Below are 15,340 nucleotides of genomic sequence, written 5' to 3' on the forward strand. Positions count from 1 at the left end.
TTTAAGGAAGGATTATCAATTTTTATGTCGAAAAAGGAAGAGAATTGCGGATAATTTAGGGGGGCTTGGCGCTGCTGATCGTTCTGGATCTCATCCTTCTTACGCTCCAAGGGACAATCGTCGCTTGGGCTTTCGCTTCCATTCACCGTCCCGACACTCGTCCGGGGCTCATAGCCGTGCTCGCCGCCGGCTGGATCGGGCTGTACGCGTCGCACCTCGACTGGGGACCGGAGCCCTGGGTCAGAGCGACAGCCGCGGTCCTGTTCGCACTGCTGATCGTATGGCTGCTCGGCGGAGCAGCTTTATTGCGCAGCCTGTTCAGCGTCTGCACGGTATCCGCCGCCGTCGTTTTGTGCGAATTCGTCGTTACGTTTTCCATCCATTCCGTTCAGCCCGGCAATGCGTTGGGAGATCCCCTCGCTATGCTCTTCAAGCTGCTCACCGCTCTGTTAATGGCCGCGGTGCTGCCTCTGATCGTCGTTCTTTGGCACGTATACGTGGACAAGCTGCCCCCCAAAAGCCTGCATATGTTTGTGCTTGTGCCGGTCAGCCAGCTATTCGCAATCACGATCATTATCGTAAACATCAGCATTAACCGCAGCAATTTGACAAGCGCGATTTTGGGAATTCTCTCCATCCTCTTCTTTCTGGCGGTCGACATCGGCCTGTTTCGCTCTGTCAGGCAGACGCGCCGCAACGAAGAGCTTCTGCATATGAACCGTCATATGAAAGACCAACTGCAGCTGCAGTTCGCGCACTACAAACAGCTTGCCGCCGCTACCGACAAGCTGCAGAAGCTGCGTCACGATATGATTAATCATTTGGAGACGATCCGTCTTCTCCTGGCCGACCATCCCGACGCAACGGCAGGCAGCATGCTGACGCACTTCTCCTCAGACCTGGCCAACGCTCGCATGTTCCATTATTGCCGCAACCCGATCGTGGATGCCGTGCTTAGCAATAAAACGGAAGATGCTCAAACAAAAAACGTTGCATTGGAGCTGAACGTGGAATGGCCGGCCTCGGCATCCTACGACGACCTCGATTTATGCAGCTTGTTCGCCAACCTGCTGGACAATGCCATTGAAGCGGCAAGCCACTCCGGACTCCTCGCCGCCGAACGAAAGGTTCGATTGGATTGCTACACGCAGAGCGGCTTTCTCATCATCCGCTGCCGGAACGGCAAAGCTCACGGGATCCGAAGAAACGAGAAGGGCCGGCTCCTTACGACCAAGCGCGATCCCGCCTCCAATCATGGGATCGGTCTGACGATATTGAGCGATATCGCAGCGAAATACGGGGGCGAATTAAAGACGGAAGACGGGGAAAGACATTTCCTGACGACGGTCTATTTATTGGAGGAGAGCGCATGATTCCGTTATGGATGAAATTGCTGGATGTGGCTGCCATACTACTGCAAACGACCATTATGGGGTTATATTTCAAGTCTGTACATAAAACAACGGCTGGCCGATCATTCGTTATTACCTATGCCTTGTGTACAACCGTTCTTACCCTCATCTTCATCCTTGCGGGTGCGTCAGCCTTGATCAAGCTATCTGTCGGCGGTCTTGTTACTGTATTCATTTTGCGTTTTAGAGGCGGAGTGGGATGGATTAGAGCACTGTTAAGCTACTGTCTGATGTCCATTGTTGCACTCGGCTGCGAGGCGATATTAATGCTTCTGTTATATTCGTGGCTGGTTAACGTCACCGAGTTTGATCTTCGGCTGGGAGCACCGATCGCCATGTGGCCGAAATGGCCGATGGCAGCCATTCTGGCGATTGTTTTCCCGCTCCTGTCCGCACTATGGCGCACCTTTGTCGAGAAGCAAGCCCTCCCTCTCCCGCATATGTTGGCTCTGCTGCCCGTTAGCCAGCTGTTTGCTTTAATGACTCTCTGCTCTCCGTTCTTTGAAATCGACTCGAATTTCGTGTACCAATTCGAAGCCGGTCTGACCCTGGTCATGCTGCTTGTTTTCACCGTATCCACAGCCGGCTGGTTCTACGCCATGCGCCAAACGCTGCGCCACGACGAGATGCAGCGCGAGAACGCTTTGATGAACGACCAATTGCAGCTCCAGGCCAAGCATGAGAAAGAACTGGCGGCCAGCCGGGAACGGCTTCTGCAGCTGCGCAGCGAAATGAGGTCGCAGCTGGATAGCATCCGATCGTTCATTCCGGAGTCGCCAGAGCATCCCGCCGCTCGCGCTTTGATTAACAGAGTATATGAAGAATTGGATCTCGCGTCTTCAACCGACGAGGAGAGCGCTTGATTTCAGCGCTCTCCTCGCCTGCCGGTTCCATATACCAACCTGCTGTAACCCTATCGCTTCATAAACGCCGTAATAAGCTCAGCTATTTTCTCTTTTGACTGATAGTCCGTCGTAACGTTCACGATTTCTCCGTCCGGATTCACATACACAACCGCTGGGAGGGTAATTTCTCCGGTTATCCCCAAATTGTCGAGTACTTCGAACATAATCCCGTTTCCGCCGCTGAATGTCGAAATATTTTTCCAATCTTGTTTAGAAACAAAATTAGTGACGCTTGAAGAGGGCTGATCAATATCAAAAAATAAAATATTCACTTTATCCTGCAGCTTATTTTTGCTTATAAAATCATCCGCGGCAGGCAGGTAGTACAAGGTATTGCCGCAAATAACCCTTCCAAAAACGACAATATTGGCTTTGTTTTCAATATCCTTATAGGCAGTGTTGTTGCCCACGGCCTTCTCAAGAGGGAGCGAGCGCAGGAAGTCCTTTCCGGCAACATAGGATAGCGCGCTCGTCTCATTTTCGACCCTCTTGCCGTTATGATCTATGTACATCCACTGCCCATTTTTTCTTACCATGGCCAAGCCCATGCGAAATGGCCAAGCGCTCTCAAATTGCAGCGGAATCGCTTCCGCTCCCTTTTCGTTTACATACCCGTATTTCCCCGCTCTTCTTACCAAAGCCAGACCTTCGCTAAAATCCCAAACATCGCTGTATTTTAAAGGAATCGCTTCTTTGCCGCTTTTATCAATGTAACCGTAATTTTCCCCTTTGTTCACCCGAGCAAATCCGTTGATGAAATCCTCTGCACGATCATATTTCGCAGCAACGACTTCTTTACCGCTTCTATCTATGTAACCGTACTGGGTACCTTTCCGAACTATCGCCATGCCTTCGCTAAACCCAAATGCAAAATTGTAGCTCTTGGGCAACAAAATAACTTGCTTCCCGTTCTTATCGATATACTTCCATCTTTCGTTTTCGCTTACCGCGGCGAGCCCCTCGCTATACCACATGGCCATGTCGTATTTCAGGGGAACCGCTTCCTTGCCGCTTTCATCCATAAAGCCGACTTTGGTGCCTTTCCATACTCTGGCCAAGCCTTCTCTAAAACTGTCCACGTAATCATACTCTGCACCGCTAGTTGCTTTTACGGTTGCTAACGGCAACGCGGCAGTCAGCATACTTATGATTAGTCCGCAGAGAATAGGAATGCAGGTCTTTTTCATGGTCTATTCTCCCCTTCCTTTCCCTCCGATGTATTCCAAAAAGGCGTCAATCGATTTGCGAGCCATAGATTGACTGATCGGAATTTCCTTGCCGTTCTTCAGTACGTACACATACCGCTGCCTGTCCAGATTTCGGATAAAGTCCATATTGACGATAAAGCTTTTATGGCATTGATTAAACCGCCCGTCCAATTGCCGCATCGTATCCTTAACGCTGGCGTAGGTAACAAGCGGCTCTCCGGCAACGATGAGCTCGTTCTTGAAATAGATATGGAGCTTCCGCTTCTCGCTTTCCATGTACAGAATTTCGTGAAATCCGACGACCGTCTGCACCGCGCGATTTTTGACGACCATGCATTTGGATTTCATTTCGCGATCGCGCCAGGCCGCGGCGTTTATCGCTTTCCCGACGGCCTTGACGAGCTCGTCTTCGTTAACGGGCTTTCTCAAGGCGTACACATGATTAGCGTCGTAGACGTTCCAACGGCGTTTATCGTCGCCCGTTACGAAGATAACCGGCATCAACCATTGGAAATCATGTATTTTGTTCACCCAGTCAATCCCGTTATCCGTTCCCAGATTAATATCCATCACGAGTACGTCGATATGGTTATTCTGCGCGTAATTCATCAGCTTCTGCGGCGTGTCGAACGAAATAAATTCATGGTCCCCACCGTCCGCAACTTTCTTTAGAAGATCAATCAGATATTCCAATTGTCGCTGTTCGTCTTCGCATACACAGAAGATCATCGTCGTCCAGTCCCTTTCACATCACGGTTCTTCTAAGAAGTTTCGAAACAAATCCGCCTCCCCCTTCTCAAGTCATGGGTACAAAAGCGCAAGATCAGGGTCCCATAACTTTTCGGGAGCTTTCGCTCCCCTTATACTAGACCATTGTCCTATATTTTGTGAATCTCAACGTAACAAGTGAGGAGGATTTTGTAATAACTCATCCTCGTTTAAGACCCCTGTTTCGTCAATCGATATTGACTCCCTGCATATTCCAGCTGCAATGCCGCATGATCAATCAAGGTAAGCCGCATTTTAGGCCCGTCCGGGTCGTCCAGTAAAGTCAATTCCATTTGCGTATCGGAGCGTCGCATGTAACTGAAAGGCCCTCCGGACACTTCGCCATCCGCTATAAAACGGATCAATCCTTTCGACTCATCCACGAACGCGATCGTAAAATCGTACTCCGTCAACTCGTGATTTCTCCATTTTCCCGCAAAGGGCTCCAGCTCTCCGTCCTTTTTCCCCTCGGTATTTTGCCGCATTTGGGCAAAGGTCTTCCAAATCATCGTCGCCGCCTGGGCGCGAGTGACTTGCCGGTTCGGTTGGAACGTCCGATCCGGGTATCCGCTGATCACGCCTTCCGAGAGAGCCTTGGCAATATAGGGACGGGACGAAGCCGGAATCTCCGTCTCATCTTTGAAAGCCGTCAGCTCGGACAAGCTGTAATCGGCATCGTAACCGAGCAGACGGCCGATTGCGACGACGGTCTCCGCACGGGTAGCCGATTGCTCCGGCTTGAATACCGACTTTCCGTTGATCGTATATCCTTCCAGATAGGAGCTCATCGCATAGACGCTGTCTTTGTACCACTTATTTGAGGGGACATCTTCGAACTGAATCGAAGCCGCCCCCGGAGTCAGCGCAAGACTTGCGGCCTTATCCAAAATGGCAGCCAGTTCAGCTCTCGTAACCGGCAGGTTAGGCCGGAAAGTCTGATCGGGATATCCCGTCAGAACGCCCTCGGCCACCAAAGCCTGGATATCCTCCTTTGCCCAGTGGGTGCCGCTTACGTCCCGGAATCCGGCAGCAAACGCAGTCGCGGAAACGACCAGCGATACGATAACCAACAGGCTGAACAGGGGCGCAAGCTTATGTATTCTCCTCTGCACATTGCAACATCCTTTCTTCGTAGGTAGCGTCGGCTCGAGTTTCAAGGTCAAAGGATTTTACGCCTTACGCATTATTCAACTTATATTTAGAAATCTATATAACCAAAAACATTCCCATCTATAAATTCCTGAATGGAACCATCATCCTTTAACCGATATATTTGATGATCTTTGGAATAGTAAATCCATCCATCGCCTGGAACTTCGAACAAATCAGAATTCGATTCCCACTTGTGGATCATATACTCATCTGATAATTTAACCTGTTCTTGAGTGACTATATTTTTCTTGAACATTCCTTGCAGTTCTGCATCAATATAATAAATCCAGTCCTCGCTTATTGCATGCGCACGCACCTCATCACCCAATCGTAGTCCAATACTTGATTGATAGGTTAGGATATTGGAAGTATCTCCTGTTTCTATATCTATTAAAACGATTTCTTTATATCGACCTGAATCTGAGTCGTTATTCACTTCGGCAAAGAGGTGGTTTCTTTGCGAGTCCATCCACAAATAGCCGACTCTGGAAATCCCCTCTTGAGAAGTACTTTCCAGTCTATTAATAAAATCATTGATTCCCATCAATTTTTGACCATCGTCTAAGTTGTAAAGCAAATACATATTGTCAGCGTATTCAATCAATAATTGGTACTCGTTTGCTCCATATATTCTTCCTTCGGTAACAAAACTATTTTCTCGGCTACTTAAATTGAATTTTTGAACACTATAGTAATGTCCTGTAAATAATTTGGCGCTTAGTTCCTCGGATTTAGGCTCCTGCCTTGTGTAGTAAACACTGTCCCCTATAACAATAAAAGGATACTTGGCGGCATTGGAGTTATATTCTCCATTAAATACATTCGAATACAACTCTTCAACAACCGTCTCTACTTTCGAGCCGTCTGTGCTCGCTCTGAGCAAATCGTATTTGAAGTAGTTATCGCAGCAATCTGATGTTATTTTAGATTTTATTTTATCTAGGCCCACATAATAAACCCAATCTCCAACGACATTAATATAAGCCTTTGAGGGAGAACTCCCCCCTAGAACAGCGTAATTGTTATTCTCAATCATCGAGTCGCCTATTGTATCTTTTCTAACGTAATCTCTAGGCACCAAATAGTAAAGTTCGTTGCCTTGTCTCACGAAGGTAGAAGTATAGTGTCCGATATTAATTGGCAGTGTGCCTAGCATATTGCCCTGCTGAGGTTCGGGAGTTTCAATGTTGTTAGTTGGATCGACTCCATCGACTATTGACGTCGTTCTACTTTGCAAAGACTCAGATAAGCCTTCATGTTCAGGATTTGCCTCTCTTTCTTGACCGTAAGTCAACATTATAGAAACAACAATTACAAGTATAAAAATAGTAGTCAACCATGCATACTTTTTCAACTGCTTCATCCTTTCTCTCAAGATGGTATATTGACTTCGCGGCCGTTCTTATCGACAAAACCAAGCCTTCCATCCCTGTCGCGTACAATGGCCATTCCTTCGCTATAGCTCCAAACCCGCTCATAATCCCGCCCCGTCTGGACCTTGTTGGCAGCCTGTACCGGAGTTATTCCGACAAGCAGCGCAATGGCCATCGTCATGCTCATGAATATGCCGATTTTTCTCATCTCGAAGTCCCCTTTCCCCCGCCGCATTCGAATCGGTTTCGAATTTTCCCGGGACACAATAATTGTTGCCTTCATCATATCCACCTCCTGTCCCCAGAGAACAGTCATTTGTAACAATTCACTCGATTCTCGTAACAATTCATTCGGCCGAGTGAGCATGACGAGAAGCTTGCTTATGAGGCACGCAGATGCCCGGATATATGATTCACATAAATAAAAGACACCCATTGGGTGCCTTCATACTCTGCATATTTACCCTACAGCTGCTCGAAGCTCGGCAGAATCAATGATCAACCTAGTGTAAAGCAGAGGCATTCTATTCCTAGTCCGCTGCACTTTGCACGTTTTTATGCATTTGAACGATATGTTCTTCATCCATTCCGACAACCTTGCTGATCACTGAAACCGGGATGCCTTCTTCCAGCATCTTCAGTGCTATTTCCTTTTGACGCTGTTCGCTGCCCTGCTTCATCCCCTGTTTTAATCCCCGTTCCAACCCTTGCTTAATGCCCCGCTGCTCGGCATCCTCCACCAGACTGGCCTGATCATGCAGCGCTTTCTCCCGCATTCTGTACAGCCCACGCGTCTCCTCATCACTTGCCAAATAATCGAGCCGCTCCTCCGCTTCCTTGATCACCTCGTCCACTCCCATCAACTCCTTCAATTGTTCTCGCGTCGTGCTCTGCTCCAGAAATCGCAGCCATCGATGCAACGGGTCGTGAAGATCAAACGCCAGTTTTCGAAATTTAGGACACTCTATGAAATGCAACTCGAGAAGGTCTGTCAACAAATAATCGCGCTGCTCATCCTCATACAAATGGAACGTGCTGTGATATTTATCTAACGGTAAATAGACATGATCCAGAATGTTGATACCAATCGCGCGCTTCACACTGGAATAGGGCTGGCCTTGCCGAAGCGAATCACCAAGCATGCCGGACACGTAATACAAGCTGCGAGAATCCATCCGCTCATACCGGCGGATTTGCATCTCCACATTTACGTTTTCCTCACCTTCAACCTCGCACTTGATGTCCATCACCACTTCTTTGTTTTCCACCAGTTCACGGCTCAATCGGGTGTCGTCCACGATGATCACGTTCGTAATACGCGCTTTTCCATCTCTCCGTAATACTGCATTCAACAAGCCGATCAGCAGCGGCTTTCCTGCTTCCTCGCCGAAAAGTCGCTTGAACAAAAAGTCATTTTTGGGATTTAGTCTTGCCTTATTCTGCATCGTCGTCTCCTCCTCCATTATAACACGGCCATATCCAACCCTACAGACGCAAAAAAAACACGCACACCTCCTTTCCGAAACCTTCCGGAAAAGTGAATGTGCGCGTGCTTCGCGTCACCCCGCGAGCGAAGGACCTTGTCCTCTGCTCGCGGCTCCTGCCTAACGTATGCTTTTATACGCCTTGCGTCTTGAACAACGTGCTGATCGAGCCGCCTTCCATGATGATGCGCGTCGCTTCGGCCAGCATCGGCGCGACCGAAATCACCTTAAAGCGATCGGAGCGGTCTTCCGGCAGCAGAATCGAGTCGGTGACCACCACTTCCTTGATGTTCGGGTGGTCGAGCCGCTTCAGAGCCGGGTCGGAGAACAGCGGGTGCGTGGCGCACACGTACGGGTCCTCCGCGCCGCGCTCCTTCAGTCCTTCCACGACGTTAACGATCGTCGTGCCGGTATCGATCATGTCTTCAATGACGATCGGGGTAAATCCTTCGACGTCTCCGATCACGTGCGTTATGACGGATTCGTTGTGCGCGGGGCGCTTCTTGATCATGATGGCGAAGGAGCAATCCAACTGGTTGGCCAGCTTCTCGGCCGTCGAAGCCCGTCCCGCATCCGGGGAAACCACGACGGGATTACGAATGTTCTTCGACTTCAGATAGTCGCTGATCAGATCCAGCGCCGTCAAGTGATCGACCGGAATGTCGAAGAAGCCTTGAATGGCCGGAGCATGCAGATCGATCGTTACGATGCGATGAGCGCCGACCGTCGTCAGCACGTCGGCAACCATCTTCGCAGAGATCGGTTCGCGAGGAGCGGCTTTCCTTTCCTGCCGGGCGTAGCCATAGTACGGAAGCACGACGTTAATCGTGCGTGCCGAGGCCCGCTTGGCGGCGTCGATCATCACGAGCAACTCCACGAAGTAATCGTTGATCGGATGGGATAGAGACTGGACCAGGAAAACGTCGCAGTTGCGAATCGTCTCCTCGTAATGAACGTACACCTCGCCGCTCTTGAACCGGGAAAGCTTGATTTTCCCCAGCGGCAACCCGAGATTGTCGGCGATTTTCCCCGCCAATAGCGGATTGGATGATCCCGAAAAGATACGAAGCTTACTGCTGCTGTACATGTGCCCCTCCATATTTTGGCGATTCGACGCTCCATGTGTCGAAATCCGTCAGTCGTCATTCCCATTATACATGAGTACGGGCCGTTTTTAAAAAGGTTTCATTTCCCGTTTACGCTCCGCAAACACAGCCAGGTGCGTGTACCCGGCTTTTTTCAGCATCTCTTGCGCTTCCGCCCCTTTTTGTCCGACTTTATCGGGGTGGTGGGCGTCGGAACCGTACGTGACCGGAATGCCGCAAGCGCTCGCCCGCTCCAGAATGGAGACGGAGGGATACATTTCCTTGCATGGCGCGTAGAAGCCGGCCGTGTTCAGCTCGAAGGCGAGATCGTGCTGCTTGACCGCCTGCAGCGCGGCGTCCTCCAGGGCGGTCACGTCCTCCTCCGGACGATAGCCGAAACGCTTGATCGCGTCGATGTGGCCGATGTAATCGTAGAAGCCCGTTGCCGCGGCTTTCGTGATGGCGTCGAAGTATTGCTCGTATACGTCGACGACGCGCCGCCCCTCCCAACGATTGATCTGGCGAAAATCCGTCACATCCCACGTTCCGAGAAAATGAACCGAGCCGATTACGTAATCCCACGGATAGCCGTTCACGATCCGCTCGATTTTATCCTCGTATCCCTCGACGTAATCGCCTTCCAGGCCGACGCGCACCTCGATGCGGCCCTTGTACTTTTCCTTGAGCGCAAGAGCTTCTTCGACATAGCGGGGAAGCTCGTCCATCGGCATCGCGGAATCGGGATTGTCCTTGTCGGACACGTGCAGCAAGGGCATGTGATCGGACAAGCCGATCTGTTCCATGCCTTGGTTCAGCGCGCTGACGACATAGTCCTCCAGTTGGCCGACCGCATGACCGCAGCGCGCATGGTGCGTATGGTAATCGATAAGCATGCCTTTCTCTTCCGCTTGGGTCATGGCCGCTTCACCTAATCCTTCTTGACCGGCTTCCGGTGACGGAACTCCAGCTCCCGCAGCACGTCGTCGAACGGAATGCCCTGTTCGCGAAGCAGCACCATCAGGTGGAAAATGAGATCGGCGGACTCGCAGCGCAGCTCTTCTCCGTCGCGGTTTTTCGCGGCGATGATGACCTCCGCGGTTTCCTCGCCGACCTTCTTCAGAATTTTGTCGAGACCTTTCTCGAACAGATAAGTCGTGTAGGCCCCCTCCGGGCGTTCCGCGTCGCGCTGCGCGATCGTCGCTTCCAGCCGGCTGAGCGGACCGAAGCGGTCCTCCTGCTGCGGAGCGGCCTCTGCCGCCTTCGACATGCCTTCGCGATAAAAGCAGCTGTACGCTCCCGTATGACACGCCGGGCCGTTCTGGCGCACCTTCACCAGCAGCGTGTCCCCGTCGCAGTCGTAATGCAGCGACTCGATCTGCTGCGTGTGGCCACTGGTCGCTCCTTTATTCCACAGCTCGCCGCGCGACCGGCTCCAGAACCACGTCTGGCCGGACTCCAGCGACTTTTGCAGCGATTCCTTATTCATGTAGGCGAGCATGAGCACTTCCTTGCTCAGCGCGTCCTGCACAACCGTCGGCACCAGCCCGTCGGCGCTCCACTTGATTTGATCCTGCCATTGCCCTTGCTCCTGCTGCGTCATCTGACGTTCACTCCTTTGCCGCGTAACGTTTGCTTAACCTCTTGCACCGTAACTTCCTTGTAGTGAAAAATGCTCGCCGCCAGCGCCGCGTCCGCCTGCCCTTCCGCGAACACGTCCGCGAAATGCTCGGCGTTCCCCGCTCCTCCGGAAGCGATGACCGGGATGCCCACGCTCGTCGATACCGCTCTGGTCAGCGCGATATCGAAGCCGTCCTTCGTGCCGTCCGCGTCCATGCTGGTGAGCAGAATCTCGCCCGCGCCCCGGCGCTCCGCTTCCTTCGCCCACTCCAGCGCGCGAATGCCCGTCGAATTGCGTCCTCCGTGGGTGAACACTTCCCATTCTCCCCATTCGGCGTTAAACTTCGCGTCGATCGCCACGACGATGCACTGCGCGCCGAACGTTCGCGAGCCGTCCGCGATCAGGTCCGGATTGCGGATCGCCGCCGTGTTGATGCCGATCTTGTCGGCGCCCGCGCGCAGCAGCCGCTTCATGTCCTCTACCGCCGAGATGCCGCCGCCGACCGTAAACGGAATCGTAATCTCCCCGGCCGTCCGCCGCACCACGTCGACCATCGTCGCTCGGCCTTCCACCGACGCGGAGATGTCCAGAAACACCAGCTCGTCCGCGCCTTCCCGGTCGTAGATCGCCGCCAGCTCCACCGGGTCCCCGGCATCCCGCAAATTCACGAAATTAACGCCCTTAACGACCCGCCCGTCCTTGACGTCCAGGCAGGGTATGATTCTTTTAGCCAACATGCGGCGTTCCTCCTTTTCTCGCGTTATCCGTTACGACGACCGCGACGGATCGCAATAGGCCACGACCTCGCTGTAGGGAAGAGTCCCCCCGAAAATATCGAGAGCGCTGCCGATCGTAATGTCCAGCTTGCCGCTCGTCAACTCGCGGAATCGCGCCAAGTCCGCGAGCGATCGCGCGCCGCCTGCGTAAGTGGTCGGAATCGTCGCCCATTCGGAGAGCTTGGCCGCCAGCTTCTCTTGGACGCCCTCCCGCTTCCCTTCGACATCGACCGCGTGGATCAGGAACTCGTCGCAGTAGCTTTCAAGCTCCCGGACAGTGGCTTCGTTGACTTCCAGATCGCTGAACGTCGTCCACTGGTTGGTCACCACGTACCATTTGCCGTCCCGTTCCTTGCAGCTGAGATCCAGCACGAGCCGTTCCTTGCCGACCTCCGCAACGATCCGCCGCAGATTGTCCATCTGAAGGCGGCCGTCCCGGAAAACGTAAGAAGTAACGATGACGTGCGAAGCCCCTTCGCTTAAGTAATCTGCCGCGTTCTCCGCCGTAATGCCTCCGCCGATCTGCAAGCCGCCGGGATAGGACCTTAGCGCGGACAGCGCAGCCTCCCGGTTGCCGCCGCCGAGCATAATAATATGCCCGCCGGTTAACCCGTCCTGTTTATACAGCGAAGCATAATCGTCCGCCCCCCGTTCGGAGACGAAGTTCTCCACGACCTTCGAGGCGTCCGCTTGCAGCGTCTCCCCGACGATCTGCTTCACCTTGCCTTGATGGAGATCGATGCAAGGTCTAAACTTCAAAGCCCTCAACCCTTTACAGAGGTAGTTCAAAAAGTCCAATTTTGATCACGAAGGGAATTCAAGAAGCGGGTTCGACATCGAATCTTGAATTCAGCCGGACATCCGGTACTCATGTAGGTCCTACACTTTGCTATCGCTTCCTCATCACCGGTCTTCATTCAACCTTCCCGGATGCATGGGCGAGCAGTTCGCCGTAGGCGAACGACCAGCCTCGGTGCTGAAAATCGAACTTTTTGAACATACACATATTGTAGTTTGCACGGCAGTCATATCCGTGAACTTGCGGAGCAGCGCCATGCCGAGCTCGCCGCTCTTCTCCGGGTGAAACTGCATGCCATACACCGAGCCCCGGCCGACGATCGCAGTCACCGGCTGATCATAATCCGTCACCGCCAGCAAATCCGACTCCCGCTCCGGCAGCGCGTGGTACGAGTGCACGAAATACACGTACCCCGGCTTCACGCCCTCGAACAACGGGCTCTCTTGCTTAAACGTCAGCTCGTTCCAGCCCATATGAGGAATCTTGTAGTTCCCTTGGAACCGCACGACCCGCCCCGGCAGCAGATCCAGTCCTTGGTGCGTCCCGTGCTCCTCGCTCTCGGTGAACAGCAGCTGCATGCCGAGGCAGATGCCGAGAAACGGCTTGCCCGAAGCCGCGTAGGCCTTGACCGTATCGACCAGCCCGGTCTCGCGCAGATTCGCCATTGCGTCGCCGAAAGCGCCGACGCCCGGCAGAATCGCGCCGTCCGCCTCCAGAATCTCCCGCGGGTCGGACGTGACGCGAGCTTCGCAGCCGAGTCGCTCTACGGCTTTGCCGACGCTATGCAGATTGCCCATGCCGTAGTCGATAATCGCGATCACTTACAGCACTCCTTTGGTCGAGGGTACGCCCTTCACGCGCGGATCGATCGAAGTCGCTTCGTCCAGCGCGCGTCCGAGCGCCTTGAACACGGCCTCGATCATATGATGCGTATTGCGTCCATAGTGGACGATGACGTGCAGCGTAATGCGCGCTTCCAGCGCCAGCTTCCATAGAAACTCGTGCACGAGCTCCACCGTGAAGCTGCCCACGGAAGCCGCCGGGAACTCTCCGCGCAGCTCGAAATGCGGCCGGTTGCTGATGTCGATGACGACCTGCGCAAGCGCCTCGTCCATCGGCACGAACACGCTGGCGTAACGCTTGATGCCCTTCTTGTCGCCAAGCGCCTCGCGCAGCGTCTGCCCCAGGCAAATGCCGATGTCCTCGACCGTATGATGGTCGTCGATATCCACGTCGCCGCGGGCTTCGACCTTCAAGTCGAACTGGCCGTGCTTGGCGAACAGATCAAGCATATGATTGAGGAAAGGAACGTCCGTCTCGATCGACACCTCGCCGCTTCCGTCCACTCCCAAGGACAACTGAATATCCGTTTCGTTCGTCTTGCGGTCTACGGCCGAGGAACGGCCGCCCAACACCTTCTCTTCGCTCACTTCGTCTCCCTGCCTTCCAATCGGATTTCCACCGCGCGCGCGTGACCCTCCAGCCCTTCGTGCCGGGCCAGCGTCGCGATCCCCGCGGCGTCTCTAAGCAGCGCCTGCTTGCTGTATCGGATCAAGCTCGATTTCTTCAGAAAATCGTCCACGTTCAGCGGCGACGAGAACCGCGCCGTGCCGTTCGTCGGCAGAATGTGGTTCGGTCCGGCAAAATAATCCCCCACCGGCTCCGAGCTGTACGGGCCGATGAAGATCGCCCCCGCCGTCTCGATGCGGCCGATCAGATCCATCGGCTCCTCGGTCATCACTTCCAGATGCTCCGGCGCCAGCTTGTTGACCACGTCCAGCCCTTCGTCCAGACTGTCGACGATCAGAATCGCCCCATGGCGCTCCAGAGAAGTGCGCGCGATGTCGACCCGCGGCAGAGCCGCGACCTGGCGCTCCAGCTCCGCCTGCACCGCCGAAGCCAAAGTCTGCGACGGCGTCACCAGCACCGCCGACGCCATCTCGTCGTGCTCCGCCTGCGACAGCATATCCGCGGCCACGTACCGCGGATCGGCGCCGTCGTCCGCCAGCACGACAATCTCGCTCGGGCCCGCGATGCTGTCGATGTCGACCGCGCCGTACACGGCGCGTTTCGCCAGCGCCACATAGATGTTGCCGGGCCCGCAAATCTTGTCGACGGCGGGAATGCTCGCCGTCCCATAGGCGAGCGCCGCTACCGCCTGCGCTCCCCCGACCCGGTACATCTCCGTTACGCCCGCTTCCGCGGCAGCCACCAGGATGTACGGGTCGATCCCTTCCCGGCCGCCGGTCGCCGGCGGAGTCGCCATCGCGATCTCCGGCACGCCGGCCACCTTGGCCGGGAGCACATTCATCAGCACCGACGACGGATACGCCGCCTTGCCGCCCGGAACGTACAGCCCGACACGCCGCAGCGGGCGAATCGCCATCCCCAGCATCGTGCCGTCGGACGCCACGTCCATCCACGAGCCGCGTTTCTGCTTCTCGTGGAACGCCGTAATGTTTGCCGCCGCCTGCCGCAGCGCCGCCAGAAACTCCGGCTCCACCTTGGCGTACGCCCCCTGAATCTCCTCTTCTGTCACCCGAAGCTGTCCGGGCGTCAGCGACACCTTATCGAACTCCGCCGTATACCGCAGCAGCGCCTCGTCGCCTTCGCGACGCACCGCTTCGACGATTTCGCGGACCGCCTCGTTCTGCTCCGGAGAGCCGTACTCGCTTTCCCGTTCCAGCCGGAAGCCCTTCGCTTTGCCTATATACATCCCCGCGCCCTCCTCGCTTAACCGTATCCGTTTCCGCACTGCTC

Annotated in this window: 15 protein-coding genes and 1 pseudogene; 2 read left to right on the forward strand and 14 right to left on the reverse strand. The window is 54.1% G+C overall.

All coding sequences use genetic code 11. From position 1 onward, the window contains the following. Positions 1–65 precede the first annotated feature (65 nt). On the forward strand, positions 66–1,373 hold the full coding sequence (locus ACFFT4_RS04695; protein WP_378045467.1) for a sensor histidine kinase: 1,308 nt from the start codon (positions 66–68) through the stop codon (positions 1,371–1,373). Further along, positions 1,370–2,275, forward strand: coding sequence for a PilN family protein (locus tag ACFFT4_RS04700; protein WP_378045469.1), 906 nt, complete (start codon positions 1,370–1,372; stop codon positions 2,273–2,275). The genes ACFFT4_RS04695 and ACFFT4_RS04700 overlap by 4 nt, the downstream gene beginning before the upstream one ends. 50 nt (positions 2,276–2,325) lie before the next feature. Here the strand turns inward: ACFFT4_RS04700 and ACFFT4_RS04705 are convergent, their stop codons facing one another. The 14 genes and pseudogenes from ACFFT4_RS04705 to hisD form a co-directional block, all read right to left on the reverse strand. Continuing rightward, entirely contained in the window at positions 2,326–3,504 is a 1,179-nt protein-coding gene (locus tag ACFFT4_RS04705) for a WG repeat-containing protein (protein WP_378045471.1), read from the reverse strand. A gap of 3 nt (positions 3,505–3,507) precedes the next feature. Next, positions 3,508–4,254: a LytR/AlgR family response regulator transcription factor gene (locus ACFFT4_RS04710; RefSeq protein ID WP_378045473.1), complete on the reverse strand. Its 747-nt coding sequence runs from the start codon at positions 4,252–4,254 to the stop codon at positions 3,508–3,510. 209 nt (positions 4,255–4,463) lie between these two features. Beyond that, a complete protein-coding gene (locus tag ACFFT4_RS04715) occupies positions 4,464–5,405 on the reverse strand; it encodes an S-layer homology domain-containing protein (protein ID WP_378045475.1) in 942 nt (313 codons plus the stop codon). Positions 5,406–5,491: 86 nt separating this feature from the next. Beyond that, complete coding sequence (locus ACFFT4_RS04720; protein WP_378045476.1) at positions 5,492–6,808, reverse strand: hypothetical protein; 1,317 nt, start codon at positions 6,806–6,808, stop codon at positions 5,492–5,494. A gap of 8 nt (positions 6,809–6,816) precedes the next feature. Beyond that, positions 6,817–7,026: a hypothetical protein gene (locus ACFFT4_RS04725; protein WP_378045477.1), complete on the reverse strand. Its 210-nt coding sequence runs from the start codon at positions 7,024–7,026 to the stop codon at positions 6,817–6,819. A 322-nt stretch (positions 7,027–7,348) separates the two neighbouring features. After that, a complete protein-coding gene (locus ACFFT4_RS04730) occupies positions 7,349–8,263 on the reverse strand; it encodes an Rpn family recombination-promoting nuclease/putative transposase (protein WP_378045479.1) in 915 nt (304 codons plus the stop codon). Positions 8,264–8,435: 172 nt separating this feature from the next. Continuing rightward, positions 8,436–9,389, reverse strand: a complete 954-nt coding sequence (locus ACFFT4_RS04735) for a ribose-phosphate diphosphokinase (protein ID WP_378045481.1) — start codon at positions 9,387–9,389, stop codon at positions 8,436–8,438. 87 nt (positions 9,390–9,476) lie between these two features. After that, positions 9,477–10,280: a histidinol-phosphatase HisJ gene (gene hisJ, locus ACFFT4_RS04740; protein ID WP_378045539.1), complete on the reverse strand. Its 804-nt coding sequence runs from the start codon at positions 10,278–10,280 to the stop codon at positions 9,477–9,479. A 35-nt stretch (positions 10,281–10,315) separates the two neighbouring features. Beyond that, on the reverse strand, positions 10,316–10,987 hold the full coding sequence (gene hisIE / locus ACFFT4_RS04745; RefSeq protein ID WP_378045483.1) for a bifunctional phosphoribosyl-AMP cyclohydrolase/phosphoribosyl-ATP diphosphatase HisIE: 672 nt from the start codon (positions 10,985–10,987) through the stop codon (positions 10,316–10,318). Then, positions 10,984–11,742, reverse strand: coding sequence for an imidazole glycerol phosphate synthase subunit HisF (hisF, locus tag ACFFT4_RS04750; protein ID WP_378045486.1), 759 nt, complete (start codon positions 11,740–11,742; stop codon positions 10,984–10,986). The genes hisIE and hisF overlap by 4 nt, the downstream gene beginning before the upstream one ends. 30 nt (positions 11,743–11,772) lie before the next feature. Further along, complete coding sequence (hisA, locus tag ACFFT4_RS04755; RefSeq protein ID WP_378045488.1) at positions 11,773–12,540, reverse strand: phosphoribosylformimino-5-aminoimidazole carboxamide ribotide isomerase; 768 nt, start codon at positions 12,538–12,540, stop codon at positions 11,773–11,775. A 267-nt stretch (positions 12,541–12,807) separates the two neighbouring features. Further along, positions 12,808–13,401 (reverse strand): annotated as a pseudogene (hisH, locus tag ACFFT4_RS04760) (imidazole glycerol phosphate synthase subunit HisH); the annotation flags it as partial. Next, complete coding sequence (gene hisB, locus ACFFT4_RS04765) at positions 13,402–14,010, reverse strand: imidazoleglycerol-phosphate dehydratase HisB (protein WP_378045490.1); 609 nt, start codon at positions 14,008–14,010, stop codon at positions 13,402–13,404. Continuing rightward, positions 14,007–15,296, reverse strand: coding sequence for a histidinol dehydrogenase (gene hisD, locus ACFFT4_RS04770; RefSeq protein ID WP_378045491.1), 1,290 nt, complete (start codon positions 15,294–15,296; stop codon positions 14,007–14,009). The genes hisB and hisD overlap by 4 nt, the downstream gene beginning before the upstream one ends. Positions 15,297–15,340: the final 44 nt, after the last annotated feature.

Source organism: Cohnella cellulosilytica, from assembly GCF_042431195.1.
GTDB classification, from domain to species: Bacteria; Bacillota; Bacilli; order Paenibacillales; family Paenibacillaceae; genus Cohnella; species Cohnella cellulosilytica.

Coding starts and splice junctions, on each gene's coding strand:
- ACFFT4_RS04725 (WP_378045477.1), bottom strand. CDS start 7,026: ATGAGAAAAATCGGCATATTCATGAGCATGACGATGGCCATTGCGCTG.
- ACFFT4_RS04720 (WP_378045476.1), bottom strand. CDS start 6,808: ATGAAGCAGTTGAAAAAGTATGCATGGTTGACTACTATTTTTATACTT.
- ACFFT4_RS04730 (WP_378045479.1), bottom strand. CDS start 8,263: ATGCAGAATAAGGCAAGACTAAATCCCAAAAATGACTTTTTGTTCAAG.
- hisIE (WP_378045483.1), bottom strand. CDS start 10,987: ATGACGCAGCAGGAGCAAGGGCAATGGCAGGATCAAATCAAGTGGAGC.
- hisF (WP_378045486.1), bottom strand. CDS start 11,742: ATGTTGGCTAAAAGAATCATACCCTGCCTGGACGTCAAGGACGGGCGG.
- hisD (WP_378045491.1), bottom strand. CDS start 15,296: ATGTATATAGGCAAAGCGAAGGGCTTCCGGCTGGAACGGGAAAGCGAG.
- ACFFT4_RS04710 (WP_378045473.1), bottom strand. CDS start 4,254: ATGATCTTCTGTGTATGCGAAGACGAACAGCGACAATTGGAATATCTG.
- hisJ (WP_378045539.1), bottom strand. CDS start 10,280: ATGCTTATCGATTACCATACGCACCATGCGCGCTGCGGTCATGCGGTC.
- ACFFT4_RS04700 (WP_378045469.1), top strand. CDS start 1,370: ATGATTCCGTTATGGATGAAATTGCTGGATGTGGCTGCCATACTACTG.
- ACFFT4_RS04735 (WP_378045481.1), bottom strand. CDS start 9,389: ATGTACAGCAGCAGTAAGCTTCGTATCTTTTCGGGATCATCCAATCCG.
- ACFFT4_RS04705 (WP_378045471.1), bottom strand. CDS start 3,504: ATGAAAAAGACCTGCATTCCTATTCTCTGCGGACTAATCATAAGTATG.